This is a genomic window from Roseibium sp. ROS1, assembly GCF_054658215.1.
Genome location: NZ_BAAGIG010000003.1, coordinates 247,216 through 264,115 on the forward strand (window position 1 = coordinate 247,216; position 16,900 = coordinate 264,115).

The window sequence follows — 16,900 nt, forward strand, 5'->3', positions numbered from 1 at the left end:
CGGTGCTCCTACCGCTCGCTCAGCGCCAGATCCAGGTTCGTATAGATCGGCTTCCAGATGTATTCGAAGACTGTCTTCTTGCCTGTCAGGATATCCGCCTCACCGGTCATGCCCGGCAGAAGCGAATAGCGACCCGGATCATCACCAAAATGAGTAACGGGGACGGAAACCAGAACTTCGTAGTAGGCGGTTCCGCGCTCATCAACGATCGTTGTTGGCGAAACCTCGATCACCTTGCCGGTCAGAGAGCCGTAGCGACTGAAATCGAAGGAATCGACCTTGAGTTTGGCAGGCTGACCTATGGAAACAAAACCGACATCCCGAGGGGGCAACTGTGCCGTGAAGCGCAAGTCCACGTCCCGTGGAACGATTTCAGCCACAAGCCCACCAGGTTCGATCACCCGGCCGACAATTGTCTCGGGAACCGATTGCACAAATCCGTCCACCGGGCTGCGCAGTTCTGTTGACCACAAGCGCCTCTGGATCCGCTGCATTTGTTCGTCCAGCGCACTGTGTTCCGTGTGGATTTCAGCAATCCGCTGGCGTGCTTCGGAGGCCTCGTTCAATCCGACGCGTTCGAGGTTTTCCTGCAGCTCCGAAATCTGCGCTTCAGCAACGGCGCGCCGTCCTGAAAGGGTCGAAAGCTCATACTCATATCTCGCCTCTTCCTGCACGGCCGCAACCAGCTGAGGACGCGCGGCAAGCCCTCTGTCTACCAGGTCTCGCAGGCTTTCTGTTTCCTCCCGGGCGACGGTGAGTTGCCGCTCGATCGCAGGTTGTTCGGAATCAATTGCCCAGACATCTGCCGCCTTTTCGGCTATCTGGCGATTGATGACGTCTCTTTCATTGGACAGGAAGGCGACCCTCGCCTCAAAAGCGGCCATTTCCCGGTTGATGAGTTCCTCAACAGTTCGCTGGTTTGTTGAAGGTGCCGTGGCCGTCCCGTTCTTGACCGCAATAAGATCCGGCGGTGCCGTGAAAGGAGCGGCAGCTTTCTGGAACTCAGGGGTTCTTGTTTCCACGATCGCCAGCAGCCGCTCACGCTCTAGCGTCAGCGCAAGTGATTTTGTCTGCGCTTCACGGAGCTCCGACTTCAACTCGCTATTGTCGAATATCGCGATGACGTCACCTTTTGCGACCGTCCCGCCCTTGCGCACAACCAATGTTGCCAACGCCCCACCATGTTCGCTCTGCAGGCGCTGCACTTCGCTGACCGGTTCGATTACGCCCCGTGCCTTGGCAACTTCATCAACAGGCGTCGCAACGGCCCACGCAATGAACAGCACCAGGCAGATGCCGATCACGGCTGCAGCCATGTTGGTCAGCCTGACCGCCTTGCCGTCATTCAGTTCAAACTGACTATCCAGATGGGTCGCTTTCATCGACTGGCGTCCTCCGACGGATCGATTGGTTGACTGGTGGGCTTCACAGGACCGAAATAGGCCATGCCGCCATCGTCCAGAATAAGTGCGTTGTCCGCGAGTTCGGCCAGGGTTGTGTCGTGCGTCGCAAGGAAGATCGTTGCCTTGCCCCTGGCTGCTTTCAGGAATTCTTGAAGTTGCTTCCGGCTTCCCGCCGTTGCTGCGCCGGTGCTGTCGTCCAGCAGTATGAACCGGCAATTTGCCGCTGCATCATTGTCTGCAGTCGAGTGCCATTCTTCCCTCAGCTGCGCAAAGGCCTTTTCATCTGTTTCGCCGTGATAATCGCCGATCCGAAGAAGGCATGTGGATCGCGCCAGGTCGTCTGGATCATACTGGCTTACCGAGCGACCATTGATTGACAGGCGCCCTGACTGTGCAGGAACAAGGCCGGAGATCACTTTCAGAAGTGTCGACTTTCCAGCGCCGTTCGGCCCCATGACAATCGTGAGAGTTCCAGGAGCACAATTGAACGAAACGCCTGTCAGGGCCGGCTCCGAACTCTGGTCGAACTTCAGGTAAAGGCCCTTCCCGCTGACTTCCGGCGGGCCTTGCTCCAGCCTTTCGAGCGATGCAGGCTGTGCCTGCGGCGTTCCCCAGGAAAATGACTGCTCGAGCCCCGAGATTGCCTGACGGATCGCCTTCAACCGCGGAATAGCCAGGAAAAAGGCCTGGGAAGGACCTGTGACGCGCCATGTCAGCAACATTGTTCCAATGAGCGCGCCTGCCGTGATGGTGCCGTTCATGGCAAGGGCTATACCGACGCAAAGCGTTGTCAGGGCTGCGCCCGTTCCAAGAACATAGGCAAGAGACTGCAGGGCAGCAGAGCGCTGCGCCTGTCGGTGCTTCACGAAAGCCGCCTGCCGGGCAAGGGATACAAACTTGGTGAACCAGGACCTTCCATGATCGATGTTCCGGATTACCGCGGCCTTCGCACTCAGCTCTGTCAGGGCCTCAACGCGCTTCTGATTTGCATTTTCAAGCTGCGGGTCCAGGCTCTGCCTGGTTTCGCTCAGGATCCAGCTCAAGGCGAAAAACAGCGTCAGATAAATTGCCGGCACTATGGCCATCCAGCCGCCGACAAAAGCAATCGCAAAAATCGACAGCGGCACAAACGGGGCATCAAAGATGGCGGGTGTGTTCTGAGATGCAAAGGCCTCTGCTCCCATCGACGTCGTTTGCAACCTGCCTTGCAGCCGATCGAAACCCAACTTGTGCCGGATTGCGTGGGGCAGGCGCAAAATACGCGACAACGACATCAGGCGGATTACCGCGACCAGACGCGCATATTCGGCCGCAAGGATTCTCGCCCGCATACTCCGCAAAATCACGATGGCAAGAAGTACGACACTTGCGCCAGAAAGCAGCGGGATCAGGCTCTCCGAGGCTTGTGCCCCCAGAACCCGGTCGAAAATCGCCATCGAAAAGAATGGGATGAACAGCGCAAGCGCATTGAGCACGAGCGACAGAAACAGCGCTGTCATGGCGGCCCTGCGCATCCGCGCGCGCACCGAAATGGCAAGGACCGTCGCGACGGAGTGTTCCGGGTTATGAACAAATAGCAGCTTGCCGGCGTTCCTCATGCGGCGGCGAACCTGATCGCGGTCGAGGCCTGCGGAAGATGTCGAGAATTCGCGTGTGTCCTCCCGGACGAGCGCATGTACTCCTTCCCTGTCCTTTACGACCAGGGCACCGTCCAGTCCGCTCAGCCATGCGGCGGGCAGCTTCGCTTCAACGCTCGCGCCGATATCGATAAGATCAAGCACCATCGCCGCGTCATCGAGCGACTGCAGCCCGGTTTTATGTGACATCGCCGCGCCCAGAACTTCGCTGGAACGGCGCCAGCCCAGCTCGGTCAGAACGGCCAGCAGGACGTTTTCAAGATCCGTGCGTTGAACCGGATCATCGCTCGACCATCCGGCAGTCATTGTGGAACTCCCCGACACTTTGGACTGAACATTCATGCGGCGGCTTCCGTCAACGGCACTTGTGGGACGGGAAGATCCACGCAGTTTTCGAACTGCTCGACCAGTCCTCCGGCGTTGTCGAACACAATGGTCGTGACCTTGCCTTCAAGGGCCCTCAAAAGACCGGTCAGCTGATCAATGCCGCGCGCGTCGAGAAAAAGGGAGGGAGATTTCAGCAACAGGACTTGAGGTTCACCTGCCAGAGCTCGAACCAGCATGAGACGCTTGAGGTGCCCATCTGACAGCGGTACACCAAGACCGGGAGACAAACGCGTTTCCAGCCCGTCGCGCAGTCGTCCGATCGCGTCGGCCAGACCGAGCTGCTCGGACAACCACACGGCTCGCCCGGTCGCCTCGCTGTCAAAGGCCGTCATGTTTTCCAGCAGCGTTCCGTTGAAGACGGTGAGCCCTTCATCGCAAACGGACACGCGGCAGTTAAGTGCAGAGACAGACTTTCCGTCTGCCGCGAAAATCTCGGCCCTCTTTAGCGGGCCGGTGCCCTCTGCGTCATTTTCCGACAACGCATGTACCAGTTGGCCAAAGACTGCCGCAGCCTGCTGCCCATTCGAAGGACGAACGACAAGGCACTGTCCGGGTTCGCAGACAACCCGGCAACCCTCGACGTCAAATCGCAGACCAATATTCCCTTCACTTTCCACTGCTGTGCCCTGAAGAGCGTGGGCAGAAGGCAACGCAAGAAGGTCCTGGATGGTCTTGAACGCGGATGCGGAAACCCGGTGCCGGGCAAAGGCATTCACAAGACCAAGAAGACCGGCAACACCCCTTTGCCCGAGGATCAGACAGGCTGCCAGCCCCCCGGTCGTCATGTCACCGGCAAGCACGACCATTGCACCGACACCCAGCACCAGAACCGTTGTCGCCAGACCGCCGGTCTGACTGAGGTTGAGCGAGGCTGCAAGGCTGCTTTCCGAGGTCTCCTGGGCTGCCGCCTTTCGTTTCTCGTGCAGGCGCAACTTGCCGGCAAATTCACCCAGCTTCCCGCGTGCGATAAGCCGGTCAATGTGTTCGCGGCAATTCAAGATAAGTGAAGCTTCATCGGCCGAGGCCTCGAACAAGGCCTTGCCTGCCTTTGCCTGCCTGTAGGCGGAAAACAGTGCCAGAGCGCCAAAGACAACGACCACCGCCAACGGCCCGAACACGGTGGGCCCGCCCAGGAACCAAACCAGGACGAGAAAGGTGACCGCGAAGGGCGCATCGAAGACGGCAAGCGTCGATTGCCCTATCAGGACATCGTTGGACCTGTTGATAGCCGTAAACAGCTCGCGAATGCGCCCGGGGCTGAACTGCCCGAGCCTGTTTGCGTCAATGGAGAGCAGCTTCTCGGCCGTCTTGAACGACAGCTCATATTCCGCCTGCGCCGCAAGCCGCCCCAGGATTGAAGCGCGCGCATATTTCACCAAACCATCCAGCAAGATGGCCAGTGCAACGGCGGAAAAAATGACAAAGGCAGTTCCAACCGCCTGATTTGCAAGAATTCGGTCGTAAACCTGAATAAGCGCGAGTGGCAAGGCAAGGGCAAGAACGTTTGAAATCAACGAAAGAACGATCAACCAGAGACGTATGGTCATAAGTTCGGCTCTCTTTGGCGACAGACATCATCGCACCCGCAATCTGGCCCCCACGCATTGAGCCAGCCAACATTGCCAAAGCCTATTTCGTTTTTCGTGAATTCTTACTTAAGGGAACTAATGAAATTTAGCTGATAAACAACCGAAAAACGTCATGTAATTGCAAAAACTATCAATCTTGCAGAGCTTCTCATTGCAAAAATTACGAATTAAATAATATACGTTAGGAACCGACTCTTACAATGCAGAGATCTATTTAATCAAATGCTCCGCTCTCGCGCCTCAACAAGCCATTCAATTCTAACCACATTCCACAAGCTGCTCGTCTACACCCGCGTAAAACTTGGCTCCTGAAGGCAACTTTTTCAACCGTTGACAATGCTATGTGTGAAACCTCTGTCTAACTTTGCATTCCGGAACTCTTGAGCGCGATCGAGTCTCAGGCCTCACTGCGTGCAAGTCGAATTCGGTCTTCCAGTTGGTGAACCGCCTCTTCAAAGGAGATCTCCCGAACAGGATCGTGTTCCAGGTAGTGGCTGTAGTCGAAATAAAGTGCAGCAAAGACTGCTTCCAGGGATACCGGGTGACGTCGGTTCAATTTCACCGGGTTTCGTTCAACGGTTAAGCCCCAGCCTCCATAGAATGGAACTCCGAAAGTGTGGACCTCACAGCCAGCAAGAATAGCTTCGAACCCCAGTTGACTGGATACGCAATAGACCTTGGCACAGGCCTCCAGAAGCGGCCAGGGATTGATCGCTTCCGGTGTTAAACGCAACCGACCTTCAGTCAGGGCCTTGGCGCAATTCTCATCCACTTGCGCGAGAGCCTGAAGGACTTCATGCGTGAAATGCCCTGCCTTGCGCCCGATCATCGTTTCCGGGTGAACCTTGATCAGAATCTCTGCTTCACGGTTCTCCTGAATGGCGACTTGCAGCATCTGGCGGAAGGTTTCATCTTTTGCAAATGCCCCGGGTATCGACGCATCGCCGACGGTTTGATCAATAACAAGTACCCGATCCCTGCGGTCGGAAGATTGCAAACAAAGCTCTGAAACATCCGAGAAATCGAAACTGTTGTATTTCGAGAGTCGCTTGGACCGGATCAAGTCGATGGCATCGTGGATCTTTTGGTTCTGAATTGGCTTCCCAAAACGCCGGCGAACAAAACACTCCAGATCATTTGGCTGGCGGGCATCGTAATAGATACCTGTTCGATCAAGGACCAGGGAGACCGGCTTTTCCTGGTTGCCAGGTCTAACGGATCTCAAAAATCCATCCTCGAAAGCGACATAAGGAAGATGATGTTTAGCCGCCATTTCTCGAGCGCGCAGCGCAGTCGGCTTGTGCCCCCAACCGGCGACGGCGTCTAACCGCTGGCTAGACAACTGAAAACGGTTTGGCTTATGACCAACCAAGAGCTCAACCGCATGCCGCTGCTTCCATAGGCCGGAGGTACTTAAACCAATTTTTGTCACGTGATTCTTTCCGAAAATGGATTGGGGGTTTTGACAAAACCCCAAACTACTTTTGTTTGAACCGCGGGGGGCATGGCGTCGCACTGTATTGTCGCGGTGCCCCGGATCCTGATCCGCAATTTTCGCTGGTGTAAGCGAACCGGCAACTACGCTTCGGTCTTTTGCGAAGGTGATGGCATCAACGCCCCTAATTGAAGCCAGCATCTGGGGCGGAAAGGGAAGCCTTCACTAACTTTAAGTGGGATGATCAGTTAGAACTGAATGTGTAACCCTCCAAGAGAATATACTCCTTGATTCGACCTATAAAAACCGTAAAAAGAACTCAGCTTAGCTGCAGTCCATAAGTGTTCCTGTAGCCAACTCAAACCTAGAGAAACGAATCACCTGCCCACATCTTACTATTACGCCTGCCACATCGCTACACAAAGCCCGGAAATCAAAAATGTCGCCAGAATCGAAAAGACTTTCTCAAATATTCAAAGATAAAAACGTTGATTTGGTTTTGGATGTAGGAGCAAATCTGGGACAGTTTGCTGAACGGCTTAGGAACGACGCCGATTACACAGGTCAAATCATTTCTTTTGAACCCTTGCCAGAAACATACTCAAAATTAAAAGAAAAATGCGACCAAGATCCAAACTGGTCTTGCTATAAATACGCCTTATCAAGCGTATCGGGCAAGACAAAATTCCACCAAATGAAAAACAGTCAATTCAGTTCACTTTTGAATCCCTCTGCAAGAGAGACAAACATCTTCGAAAATATGAATACTGTTCAATCTGTTCATGACATTGAGATTTATACACTTGATAGTATTTGGCCGGAAATTGTAGCTGAGCATCGTCCTAATTCGACTTTTCTAAAATTGGACACTCAGGGCAACGACATCAACGTCATTCAAGGCTTTCTAAAGAATATTGAAAATGTTGTTGGCTTTCAATCTGAAGTTTACTTTACCGAAATCTACAAAGATACTCCAAAATTTCGAGACGCCTTAGCTTTTTATGAGGGACTCAACTTCTTCATTTCTGCGATGACTCTCCCCAACAGAGGTCATTACCCCAGGCTTATTGATATGGATGTAATCATGCTTAACAAACGCTTTTTTGGAGAACAATCGTGAGGGCGCTTATTGTCGAGTTTGGCGGCAATCACTCTGAGACGATTGGTTTCTTTGCAGAAGCAATGCAAAATATTGACATTGAAACCTTCGTATACTTTGAGGGTGATACTATCTCCAACTCCTTTTTACCATCAATACCGAAAAAGAAGCTTCATATTATCAAAACATTCACTGAACTTGAGACTACTTTAACAGATCAGAATTTACAATTTGTCATTTTCAATAGCGCTCGTAATCTACGTCGTGGCCGCTCAAGGGCTGTTTCTATTCTTCAAAAACTCTTTGCAACAGGTTTTCCGGAAGAAAGAATTATAATTCAATGTCATGCTCGTGGTGATACCGATCTCGACTTCGTGGCGAACTTTAGGACCCAAAAAATTGCACCAACACCACTGTTTGCAGAGAGCGTTTCAGAACATTTTCTCCCAGTATACAATGCACTCACTACTCCTGGAATTGTAGAAAGAATAACGAGCGTTCTGCTCCGAACCATAACGCTCGGAGCGAACGTGACAAAGATTGGTGGACTTGAAAATCACAGTGAAGGGGCTGTTAATTTTGAAATTTTAGAAGAGGCTATTGAAAACTCCCAAACACTAAAAGCATCTCTTTTTACTAGAAGCAAGTTATTTACAAACTTCGACTGTCACGGACTACTTAGCAAACAAAACGTTTCGATATTTGTGGGTAAGACTGATCGTGAAATTGAGCGACATCTCAGACGACGACGTTCGCTTGTCTGGTCTGTGAATAATAGCAACGGCATATACTGTAAAAGAATACTAACAGGATCACTGCCTTTTGGGATTAATTTTAAATATCCTGTACTTTTAGACCCAGATACGTACAAAATATACAAAATCTCAGATCTCCCAGAAATTATAATAACAGGCCCAGATGATCTTCTTAGATTTAATAACGCAATCACCTTCTACAGAACAAACGCCAAGTGGAAAAAATTTTCCGAGGCTCAAATAAAATTCAATCAAGATAAATTTGCATCGTTTATTAAAGATCTACGTTCGTAGTTTCGACAGAGCTAACAAAAATAGGGCACTGGACGGCATGAAAAAAATGGGTAAAAAAATCGCAATAGTTGCGAGGCTACTTGCCGATCGAAGCGGGGGGGCTGAACGCATTGCATGTGAACTTGCTAATTATTTAGACGAAGGCGGATATGAAGTAACCGTTCTTCACTTCGACAAAAGCAACAAGCCACCGTTTTTTCCGATGTCTCCAAACGTTCAATTGATAAACTTATACGGTCATAACACTCTCACAAAAAAACAAAGATGGGGGCGTCTAATTAAAAACCTTCCATTCGTTCCAAAGAATATTCGAGAAAAAGCCCAATGGAATTTCTCCCATGATTTTTTTATGTCACAGTTGCGTAATTACTTTCTGTTCAATGAGACTGAAGTTGCAATAAGCTTCTTACCTTCCGCTAACACTCCGGCCCTATTGGCTACAGAGGGTTTAAGTGTGAAGGTCGTCGCAACTAACCACAATGTCCCAGAACAAGACTATTTATCACCTCAAAGGTGGGACCCAAATCCCCTGGATAGAGAACTCCGCCTAAAGGTCTTAGATAGGGCGGCCGCTATTCACGTACTATCTGAGGAATTTTCTAGTTGGTTTCCTCCGCATTTAGCTAACCGAATTAGAGTGATCCCAAACTATGTCTCTCACCAATTCACGTCTGGACAAGATATTAATGTTAAAAAAGATAATATAATAATGGCCGCAGGCAGACTTGCTTCGGTCAAAAATTACATAGACCTGATCAATGCTTGGAAAATTTTGGCCCCTGAATTTCCAGATTGGCAAGTTAAGCTATTCGGAACAGGCCCATTACAGAATACTCTTCAAAGGAAAATTTTAGAACTTGATATTGAAGACACCTTCTCATTACAAGGGCAAAAAAATGACCTTTATGAAGAGTATCTGCACAGTTCGATATTTTGCCACCCAGCAATTCATGAAGGTTTTGGTCTCGTCGCTGCTGAAGCAATGGCATTGGGAACGCCAGTTGTGTTCTACGGCGATTGTCCAGGCGTAAACTCTTTTGTAAAATCCGGGTATAACGGCCTTGCAGCTGATAGAAACTTAGGGCCTGGCGACCTTGCGGACAAGCTAAGGTATTTGATGAGAGAAAGTGAAGAACGGAAACGACTGGGCGCAAATGCTCAAAATTCGGTGCAGAACTTTTCAGTTGAAAAGTACAAACAGACTTGGTTCAAACTCATAGATTCGTTGATAAGGGATTAATACGTGAAAACGCTAGACGTTCTTATTCCTCACTATAATGACTTGTTGGGTCTCAAGACAAGTTTGTGGTCCGTGAAAAAGCAAACTTGGAACGGGCCTCGACGGATCGTTGTTGTTGACGATGGATCTAGCAACGATGTCCGGAGACGCCTTCAACAGATTCAAGAAAAGTATAATTTTGTACTCCTATTAAACTCAGAAAATAGAGGCCGACCTTACTCAAGAAACAGGCTGCTGGATGCTATCGAGAGTAAGTATGTTAGTTGGCTGGATGCAGGCGACGAATGGTATCCGTCGAAACTTGAAAATCAGTTTGGTACGATAGATGATATAGAATCACTGGACACAAAAAAACGCGCCTGGATCACCACGAATTATGACTGGATTTGGAAGGGTGGCATTACGAAGAAAACGCTTCAAAGAACGGATGGCGATCAGATTAAGAACCTTTTGATTGGCACTTCGCTTCGGGCTTACCTATGGACGCTTCTAGGTACCGCCGAAAGCTTTAAAATGGTTGGTTACTTTGACGAACGGTTGCCCCGCCTTCAAGATTTGGACTATTTTATCAGATTCCAACTTCATGGTGGACGAATTTATAACACGAATAGTTCCGAAGAACCACTTTGTGCTTACCATAAATCGGATGATGGACGCAACGCCCTTCAAATTCGTGATTGTAATAAAATTATATTTGATAAACACCGTACCTTATACAATAGATATGGTGCCGATTTTGTTAAGATGAGATTGTTCAAGATGGAGATGCTCTCCTGGCGCTTCGCTCATAACAACTCTGACCGACGTCTAGCCCGCCGATATATGGCAATTGCAGCATACACCCGCCCCAACGCATTCTTGCAACACTGTTTGCGAAAAAGAGGAATTCGGCCTTAGAATTGCGCACGTTCTCCAAAAATCGCAAAAAATCAACGTTATCAAAGATCAAATTAAGATGAAAATCTGGTTTGTAAACGGCTTCTTTCCTCAATACTCGCAAACCTTTATTATAGATCAAATCCATTCTTTTGAAGAAATCGGCACCTCACATGTTCAGGTTGTAGGTCGTTCTAGAAATAGAAACATCGACGACAAGTATTTTAGTGAATTCAGTTCTAAACCGATATACGCTCGAGATTCTATTGTTATTTTGCTAACTTCCTTTCTTAAAACTCTCTTTGTGAAGCCGAAGTTCCTTTTTTTGCTTATTCAAAAATATCTTTTGAGGAAAATTGATTTTGATACCCTTTCTGTTTGCTTTCAGATTCAATATTTTCCAGATATTTTAATTGCAAATTTTGGTACAAATTATCGTATAGGTTTTCAAATAAAGAAAGAGTTATGTGAATCAGTTAGAAATGTAATTATCTTTCACGGGCATGATATTTCTTCTTATGTAGAATTAAATGGGTGGGAGACCTATCGCTCTATTGGTGATCATGTAGATGCGGCTATTTGCGTAAATGGTATTTGGAACACTGAACTTTCGCAAAATACCGATATCAAAAAAATTGAAACCATACATTTAGGCGTTGACATTCCTGCCAAGCGTCTGTCGCGAAGAAAAAGCGATTCTAGTTTTGATATATTGTTCGTTGGACGATTCGTCGAAAAGAAGGGGTTTTTGACCCTTTATGAGGCCGTTCGTTCACTTTTGCAGGAAGAAAAAACATCCATTCGTGTACACTGCATTGGAGATGGCCCCTTATTCACTGAGTACAAAAGTTTGGTTGAGGGCGGTCCTTACAAAGAACATTTCGTATTCTACGGTTCTAAGAAGCGTGAATTTGTGCATCAAATGATGGAAAGTTGCAACATGCTGGCGCTGCCAAGTCAAACTAGTTCGACAGGTGATAAAGAAGGCATACCAATCGTTCTAATGGAGGCAATGGCCCGAAATCTTCCTGTTGTTTCTACCTACCACAGTGGCATTCCTGAATTGATTACTAATGAAAAAACTGGTCTTTTGGTAAATGAAAAGGACCATCTTGCACTATCCGTAGCAATGCAAAGGATACTCCATGACCCGTCTCTAGCTTCCGAGCTAGCAAAAAACGCCTACTTGCACGTGAATGAAAACCACTCAGTTCGCAAACAGAGCATGCTCCTACTTAAATATGTACAAGAGGCAGTTTGAGCATGCGAATCTCCGTCGTGATACCAACTTACAACAGGAGCAGCCTCCTAGAAAGAAGCGTATACTCTGTTTCAAAGCAAACTTACCCTCCCTATGAGCTAATTATTGTTGATGATCATTCAGATGATTTTAATTATAAATTCTTATGCAATCTAAAACTTCGTTATTCACATTGCCTTAATATTACTATTATTCGGAATGAAATTAATAAGGGTGCAAATTATTGTCGTAATTTGGGTATTAATCGAGCATCGGGCGATTTTATTGCTTTTTTGGACAGCGATGATGCTTGGCTACCTGATAAACTTTTTTCTCAAGTGAACGCCCTGAGGAAGAAAAAGGAAAAAACCACTCTGCCACTCTTGTCTTCTACGGGTAGGTATAGGGTAGATAGTTCCGGCCAGGTAATTTGCCGTCAATTTAGTTACACGCCATATTCTCGAGATAGTATTGTAAGTTCTAATTTTATTGGAACACTTAGTTCAGTCGCCGTTGAGACTTGGATTGCCAAATTCATAGGCGGGTTTGACGAAAAATTGCCAGCTAATCAAGATTGGGACTTTTTTATTCGGCTTAGTGATTTTGTCGAATATGTGGGTGTTCCAGATGCCCTATGTATTTACTTTGATCATGATGAAGAGAGAATCACATCGAATAATAGACAGAGACTTCAAGCTCACTTCTCCATTTTAAGTATGCACTTCTGTCAAATACCCGCTCGTAGCAAAGGAAAAATATACAAGCGTATATCCGAAGATCTTCAAAGTGTAAATAAGTTCAAATCCTCACGTATCGCCTATTCTTTTTATATTCAAAATACTTTTGGCACCAATTTTATTGATTATTTGATAGATAGAAGCACGCAAAGAATGATAATATATATATTCTTTGTAATTTTTGGCCTTCCTGATTTAAGGAAGTCGCGATATTTCCGCTACAGGAAATCTTTTTCTAAGCTATGGAAAAATAAAGATGAAAGAAAGAAAATTCTCCGCCATAAAAAACAAATACTTGCAATCATGCAAAATTCTGTTAATTGACTATTCTAATTAGATTCCCGATGTTACCGCTAATTCCCATATGCAGTATCAAACAATAGTCTAAATACTGGCGCTCTACGTTGAAATATTGTACTATTTTTTACTTGCTTAGTTATTCTTTCTTTTAATTTTATCCTATCTATCATCAGCGTTCACTCAGCTTTGTAGCGCATTCCGAAGGCATGTATCTTTCAACAGGCGTCAAGGCTTCTGTATCCGACTGGCTGGAAACGCTTTAGACCTTCTATGCGGTTTGCACGGCCTAGGAGTTCATCGGTTCCGGCGCTAATCAGAGCAGGCCGAAGCCGCTGACAATGCGGGCACGCGTAGAGCTAGACACCACGAGGCCGTGTCATAACTCTGGAGAGAAATGCCACTTTGCAGGAGGCATATTTGAAGGCAGTGCGATTATGACCCTGGACAGCGGTAGTTCACTGTTTCAGGGATTGTCCGAGCGCAGAAAGCTACCCTCGAAAGCATTGGAAAGTAGGGCGTTACGCGAGCACGCGTGCTCAACCCACAGGTGGTTTTGGCTTCAGCCCGCGATCGCGTCGACATCCAGCCCTAGGGGTGGAAGCCGGCAAGTGCCGCCTGTCATACTTTCGACGACATCGCACAGCCCCGACAGTCCAGAATTGTTAAAAATCCGGCTCTCAGTCGCACTCAGCCCACTGTCGGCAAGGCAGCTTCGTACGAGCACATAAAGGCTCAAGTCCTGTCTCGGACGTTATAGTATAGAAGAACGACTACCGACCAGAGACCGGCTAACACCAGAAAAAGCGCAAGTGAATAGAGGAAGCGACCAGGATATTGCGCGTCCTCGGACAGGGTCGGTCGGATGAAGGTTGCTAGGTAAAGGCTGTTGTTGTCAGCTTCTTGCCTTGCACGCTCCAAGCTTGCCAGCGAAGTGACGTAGAGCTTCTGTGCGAATTCCTCTTCCACCGCCAACTCCGAATAGTCGGCTAGCCTCAGGGACAGGTTGTCGCGGAGATCCTCACTTTCCCCGCTAGCGGACCCGCCAGTGCCGAGGCGCTTGCGTACCGACGCGATCTCGCCCTGGAGTGCAGCGATCTGCTGGTCCAGCATGCGAATACGCGGCGAATCGTCATCGAGGTAGCTTGTCAGGGTCGCCTTTTCCGCCTCGCGACTGGCGCGTTCTTGGTCCAGCCTTGCAATCATCTCAGCGGCGATCTCGGCATTCGCTTCCGGGTCGACTTCCTGGGTTTCTTGGCGGTAGGTTAACATCTGCTTGCGGATAGCCTTAAGCCGGGCTTCGGCCCGTGCCACGGCTTCCTCGGCGTAGCGCACGGTCTGGCGGCGATTAGCTTCTGACAGTTTATTGACAAGGATCTCGCTGTGGTCAAGCACAGCTTCCGCGATAACTACTGAGTCTTCCGGCCGAAAGGTTCGAACTTCGACATAAATAACGCTTGAGGTAGAATCAAAACTAACATCCACCATGTCATTCCAATAATTCAACCTATCTTCAATCGGTAGGTCAGAGCCCATGGAAAACAGAAAATCGGAGCTTTCCCGATTGAAGATCGCATCTAGGTCGATCTCCTGCGGCAAATCCTCCAATATCGCCTGGCTCTGTATATAGTCGGTCACAATATAGCTGTTGGAAGTTGTTGATTCTGAGCTACCGCTACCCATGACCATGCCGAGGATATCCGTGGCAGCCACCGGATTTGAACTGCGCACAGCGAAGGCTGTAGTGCTGTGGTATTGGTCGCTCGCCCAGAAGAACATGTAAACGGAAAAGGCCGCCGACGGCAGCGCGACGAACAGTAAAAAGCCCAGTAGAATAAGACGGTGACGGAGCTTTGTAACTGTCTTTGCAGGCCCTGGCAGCGCGAGATCAAGCAGCTTCTGCGGGTCGAGGCCTGACTTGCGGAGACGTGTGACGAGTTTCCCATCCCATTCTGCGGATTTCGCGACCGCCCCACCCTTCTTTGTCGGAAGTGTGAAGACGGTCCCCTCAGAGTCCGGCTTGCCCTCGGTTTCAGGCAAATTGCTGGCAGAAGACATTTTGTTCAAACCTCGAAACGGAGAAGCCCAGCCTAGCGGCGCGCCATATTTTCGTCATGCAACTTGATCGCATCATCAATGTTGGTGAAATACGTTAACGAACCATCTTCTAGCACAATTCCCGTCGTACAATAGTCCTTCAATGAACCATTGGAATGTGAGACCATGATGATGTCGGAATTCTGTAGCTTTTCCTCAAAGACACGCTTACATTTTTTTCTGAAATTCGAATCGCCAACTGCCGTGATTTCGTCGACAAGATAATAGTCAAAGTCTATGCCCATACTGACGCCGAAAGCCAGTCGCGCTTTCATCCCGGAGGAATAGCTTTTTACTGGCATATGGTAAGATTTTCCTAGTTCCGCGAAGTCCTGAACATACTCGACTAGCTCCTCAGTGTCGTGACCATAAATCCGGGCGACGAACCGCACGTTCTGCTCTCCGGTTAGAGATCCGTTGAAACTGCCTTGGAAACCGAGCGGAAAAGACACGTTAGCCATGCGGATGATCCTTCCAGACGTCGGCTTGATAGTGCCTGCGATTAGCTTCAGCAGCGTCGATTTGCCAGCACCGTTGCGGCCTAGAAGGCCGATGCTATCGCCGCGTGGAACGGTGAAAGACACATCCTTTGCGATGTATCGCGTTTCACCCTTGAACCGAAAGCTTTTGGTCAACCGATCCAGTCGTATCATTTCGGCTCCCGCAGTTTTGCATCGAAAAGCCAGACTAGGAAAAACCCGAAAACAATCGAAAAGATGGCAAGGCCGACGGTATATGGCATGTCGACATAAGAAGCACGGTAGGTCGGATAAAATCCGGTCCGGAACAGACCAATGATATGCACTAGTGGGTTCCAGAGCAAGATTTCCCGATACGGATGGGGAATCGTTTCGGGCAGGAAGAACACGCCCGAGACTATGAACGCCGGCCGGTTTATGATGCCCCAAACCTGCTGGTAGGTGCTACTCAGGTGAAACCAGACAATGTTCGCCGACCCCACACCTGCCCCCAATGAAATGGCTAGCGAGGAGGCCAAGAATATTGGAGCTATATCTAGCTTTTCGAAGCCTGTAACCAAATATAAAAATCCAAACAGCAATATATTTACGACAAAAAGTGTAATTACCTGAAGTATAATCCTGCTCATTATCGCATCAAACGGGCTTACCACAGGATAATTTAGAAGCGCTCTATTTGCTTCGACAGCAGACTGAACTTGATCAGACGTTGAACGATACATGTAAAACAAAGCATAACCAGTGGCGAAGAATAGCGTGAAGCTGCGTCCGAGTGGCGGCGTTCTCGCTATAGCCGAAAACACCGTGGTCAGAATTGCAATGGTCAAAACCGGATCCAGAACCGCCCACATGTAACCGCCGAACTTGTTTCCGTAGCGGGTGGTCATTTCGCGAACGATCAAGGCAAAGGTGATCGCGAATTGGCGTTTCAGGCCTTGGTGTAAAGGTTCTGAGTACATACTGTCAATCTGCAGTTATTGATCTCTGTTGACGCGTTCTTCGAATGCCAACTGGTTGTCTTGACTAGACCTTTAGACAGTTCATGTCCATCTTCTGACAGACCGTACCATAACGGAATTTCGCGCAGCAACATAGTGTCACGATGCCACAATGATTTCGAAGGCGGGATGAATTGCACGAACTGGAAGTGCGAATGTCTGCAGCCTGAGACCGCGACCATCTCCGATCGCGACCACGGAACCGATGAAACTCATAGTGTGCGGTCTGTTTATATCGACCTTGTGGCAAGGTCCTGAAGACAAGCTCCAGGCATCATTGCCAAAATTTTCTTTCAGCAATTCGCCTTTCTCCAGATGGTACCCGCGAGCCGAAGAT

At 48.8% G+C, this 16,900-nt stretch carries 13 protein-coding genes; 6 read left to right on the forward strand and 7 right to left on the reverse strand.

The genetic code is table 11. The annotated features are described in order from the left end of the window. Positions 1-8: 8 nt before the first annotated feature. The 4 genes from ACYQ6M_RS17290 to ACYQ6M_RS17305 form a co-directional block, all read right to left on the reverse strand. A complete protein-coding gene (locus ACYQ6M_RS17290) occupies positions 9-1,382 on the reverse strand; it encodes an HlyD family type I secretion periplasmic adaptor subunit (protein ID WP_023001593.1) in 1,374 nt (457 codons plus the stop codon). Next, entirely contained in the window at positions 1,379-3,346 is a 1,968-nt protein-coding gene (locus ACYQ6M_RS17295; RefSeq protein ID WP_460074750.1) for an ATP-binding cassette domain-containing protein, read from the reverse strand. Before ACYQ6M_RS17295 ends, ACYQ6M_RS17290 begins: the two co-directional genes overlap by 4 nt. 32 nt (positions 3,347-3,378) lie before the next feature. Next, positions 3,379-4,974 carry an ATP-binding cassette domain-containing protein gene (locus tag ACYQ6M_RS17300; RefSeq protein ID WP_460074751.1) on the reverse strand — a complete coding sequence of 532 codons (1,596 nt, stop codon included), beginning with the start codon at positions 4,972-4,974 and terminating at the stop codon, positions 3,379-3,381. A gap of 439 nt (positions 4,975-5,413) precedes the next feature. Then, positions 5,414-6,448 (reverse strand): capsular polysaccharide export protein, LipB/KpsS family, encoded by a 1,035-nt coding sequence (locus tag ACYQ6M_RS17305; protein WP_460074752.1) that lies wholly within the window; start codon positions 6,446-6,448, stop codon positions 5,414-5,416. Positions 6,449-6,890: 442 nt separating this feature from the next. Between ACYQ6M_RS17305 and ACYQ6M_RS17310 the strand changes: the two genes are divergently transcribed. The 6 genes from ACYQ6M_RS17310 to ACYQ6M_RS17335 are packed head-to-tail and all read left to right on the forward strand — an operon-like array spanning position 6,891 to position 13,016. Next, the gene (locus ACYQ6M_RS17310; RefSeq protein ID WP_460074753.1) at positions 6,891-7,571 is read left to right on the forward strand and encodes an FkbM family methyltransferase; all 681 of its coding nucleotides are present in this window, start codon (positions 6,891-6,893) and stop codon (positions 7,569-7,571) included. Beyond that, the gene (locus ACYQ6M_RS17315; RefSeq protein ID WP_460074754.1) at positions 7,568-8,599 is read left to right on the forward strand and encodes a hypothetical protein; all 1,032 of its coding nucleotides are present in this window, start codon (positions 7,568-7,570) and stop codon (positions 8,597-8,599) included. The genes ACYQ6M_RS17310 and ACYQ6M_RS17315 overlap by 4 nt, the downstream gene beginning before the upstream one ends. A gap of 37 nt (positions 8,600-8,636) precedes the next feature. Further along, a complete protein-coding gene (locus tag ACYQ6M_RS17320; RefSeq protein WP_460074755.1) occupies positions 8,637-9,839 on the forward strand; it encodes a glycosyltransferase in 1,203 nt (400 codons plus the stop codon). Positions 9,840-9,842: 3 nt separating this feature from the next. Continuing rightward, complete coding sequence (locus ACYQ6M_RS17325) at positions 9,843-10,736, forward strand: glycosyltransferase family A protein (RefSeq protein ID WP_460074756.1); 894 nt, start codon at positions 9,843-9,845, stop codon at positions 10,734-10,736. A 58-nt stretch (positions 10,737-10,794) separates the two neighbouring features. Further along, positions 10,795-11,976: a glycosyltransferase gene (locus ACYQ6M_RS17330; protein ID WP_460074757.1), complete on the forward strand. Its 1,182-nt coding sequence runs from the start codon at positions 10,795-10,797 to the stop codon at positions 11,974-11,976. Positions 11,977-11,978: 2 nt separating this feature from the next. Next, complete coding sequence (locus ACYQ6M_RS17335) at positions 11,979-13,016, forward strand: glycosyltransferase family 2 protein (RefSeq protein WP_460074758.1); 1,038 nt, start codon at positions 11,979-11,981, stop codon at positions 13,014-13,016. Between the two features lie 708 nt (positions 13,017-13,724). Here the strand turns inward: ACYQ6M_RS17335 and ACYQ6M_RS17340 are convergent. The 3 genes from ACYQ6M_RS17340 to ACYQ6M_RS17350 are packed head-to-tail and all read right to left on the reverse strand — an operon-like array spanning position 13,725 to position 16,524. After that, a complete protein-coding gene (locus ACYQ6M_RS17340; RefSeq protein WP_460074759.1) occupies positions 13,725-15,047 on the reverse strand; it encodes an RkpR, polysaccharide export protein in 1,323 nt (440 codons plus the stop codon). Between the two features lie 32 nt (positions 15,048-15,079). After that, the gene (locus tag ACYQ6M_RS17345; RefSeq protein WP_460074760.1) at positions 15,080-15,739 is read right to left on the reverse strand and encodes an ABC transporter ATP-binding protein; all 660 of its coding nucleotides are present in this window, start codon (positions 15,737-15,739) and stop codon (positions 15,080-15,082) included. Then, positions 15,736-16,524 (reverse strand): ABC transporter permease, encoded by a 789-nt coding sequence (locus tag ACYQ6M_RS17350; protein ID WP_460074761.1) that lies wholly within the window; start codon positions 16,522-16,524, stop codon positions 15,736-15,738. Before ACYQ6M_RS17350 ends, ACYQ6M_RS17345 begins: the two co-directional genes overlap by 4 nt. Positions 16,525-16,900 lie beyond the last annotated feature (376 nt).